Genomic DNA, 2,254 nt, shown 5'->3' with positions numbered 1-2,254 from the left:
TTTCATTATAGTGTAAGAAATGATCAATTTCTTCTCCCTCTTTTGTTCCGTCTCCTTTCATCCAGGAACCAAGATTTAATTCATAAATATTGATGGGCTTATCAAATCCTTTTGATCGTTTTTCCATCCATTTCGCATCCGCCCATTTATCATAGTCCAAAGAAGCTACGATACAAGCATTATTAGGTCTTAATTCAGATCGAAACGCATAGGGATCAATTTTATCAACCGTTTCACCACTGGCTTGTTTCACTCTAAATTTGTATAAATCCCCTTCTTTAGCTTCTTTTACCGTACAAGACCAAATTCCTTTTTCATTTTTCTTCATTTTGTTTTTGGATTCATCCCAATTATTAAAAGAACCCACTACAGAAATGGTTTGTGCGTGAGGCGCATATACTCGAAATACGACTCCTTTTTCTTCAATATGAGCACCAAAATATTTATAAGCCTGAATCTCTCTTCCTTCAAAAAAAGCTTGTGTGTTAAATCTCATATTTCAATTCTCCTTTTTAAAAATTATATAAAGAAAATGACTACTTGTCTATAATCGATTTTTGATAATCCCTTAAAATTTGTTCTAAATCCGACAATGCATTCATACTTGAACAACGATTCTTAAAAACATGAGAATTCGGTAAACCTTTTAAATACCAGCTCGCCAATCCCCGCATTTGATGAATGGCAACTTTTTCTCCTTTATAGAAACATAAATCCTTTGCATGTTGCATACAAATAGAAATACGATCTTCAATAGAATATTCATGTTTCTCATTTGATAAAGCATCTTTACATTCCTGAATCAAAAATGGATTTCCAATAATGCCTCGACCAATCATAACACCATCACAACCTGTTTGTTCCATCATATTAAAGAAATCCTCAACACTTTTTACATCGCCATTACCAATCACAGGAATTGAAACCGCGTCTTTTACTTGTTTAATATAAGACCAATCGGCTTTGCCTTCATACATTTGATTTCGAGTACGTCCATGAACTGTAATACAAGAAACTCCCACTTCTTCCATGGCTTTAGCCATTTCAACACAATTCATATGTGATTCATCAAATCCCAGTCGCATTTTAACCGTTACTGGTTTGTGTACACTAGCAACCACTTGTCGCATTAATTCCCTGGCATAATCAATATCTTTCATTAAATACGAACCCGCTTTAGCTTTGATGACCTTGTTTACAGGACATCCCATATTAAAGTCAATAATATCGCAATTGGTTTGTGTATCTAAATACCTGGCTCCATATAATACCGTTTCTATGTCATGTCCAAATAATTGAAAACTCAATGGATGTTCTTTTTCATCACTGACACACATTTCCATTGTTTTTTGAGACCGATAATACAAAGCCTTGTCACTAACCATTTCATTACAAACTAAACCCGCTCCAAATTGTTTTGCGATTTTTCGAAACGCAATGTTCGATATTCCAGCTAAAGGAGCAATCACAATGGGATTTTCAATTTCAACATTACCAATTTTAAACATATTTAGACTCCAATATTTTTTCTAAGTCTTCTTTTGAAAATATATATCTCTCATTACAGAAATTACAAGTCACTTCACATCCATTTTCTTTTTCAATCATGTCTTGAATTTCTTCTTTTTTTAAAACCGCTAATCCAGATGCCATTCGTTCTTTTGAACAAGGACACGAATAAAAAATATCTTTTGAAGATAAAATATTCACATCTTCAAAAATATCTCGAATCAAAGTCTCTAATCCAACATCATCGTATTCTTGAATCAAAGTGGACATAGGTTTTAAACCGTTTATAATATTTTCACAAATACAAATATCTTGTTCTGTGGCATCGGGTAACATTTGAAGAATTAAACCACCTGCACTAATCACATTTCCTTCTTTATCCATAGAAACACCGACACTAATGGCTGTTGGTGTTTGTTCTGAAAGCGCAAAATAATAAGTAAAATCTTGACCGATTTCTCCTGTTTGAAGTTGTACCGTTCCTGTAAAATTATCTTGCATATGAAGATTTTTTGTGACCGTTAAATATCCATCAGTTCCTACAACTGCTCCTACATTTAACTTTTTTTCATTATAGTATTGATCTTGTACATGGGGATTGGAACAAAATCCACATACATTTCCATTTGAAAACGCATCTACCATAATCGTTCCTATAGGACCATGTCCATTGATTGTGATGTTGATGATTTCTTGTTCATCTTTTAACATCGATCCCATCATACTTCCAATCGTTAAAGTACGA

General features: G+C 33.4%; 3 protein-coding genes. All 3 read right to left on the bottom strand.

Translation table 11 applies throughout. The annotated features are described in order from the left end of the window. Positions 1-496, bottom strand: a 496-nt coding sequence (locus tag ACI32A_RS04305; RefSeq protein ID WP_439753797.1) for a GlgB N-terminal domain-containing protein, incomplete at its 3' end; no start/stop codon positions are given. Between the two features lie 40 nt (positions 497-536). Next, positions 537-1,508, bottom strand: a complete 972-nt coding sequence (gene dusB, locus ACI32A_RS04300; RefSeq protein ID WP_439753796.1) for a tRNA dihydrouridine synthase DusB — start codon at positions 1,506-1,508, stop codon at positions 537-539. Beyond that, positions 1,501-2,254: Hsp33 family molecular chaperone HslO (gene hslO, locus ACI32A_RS04295; protein WP_439753795.1), on the bottom strand; the 754-nt coding region annotated here is incomplete at its 5' end. The genes dusB and hslO, both read right to left, overlap by 8 nt.

Source organism: Floccifex sp. (assembly GCF_051873555.1).
Classification (GTDB): domain Bacteria; phylum Bacillota_I; class Bacilli_A; order Erysipelotrichales; family Erysipelotrichaceae; genus Floccifex.
The sequence above is the reverse complement of the archived record's forward strand: the minus strand, read 5'-3'. Positions and strand labels throughout refer to the sequence as shown.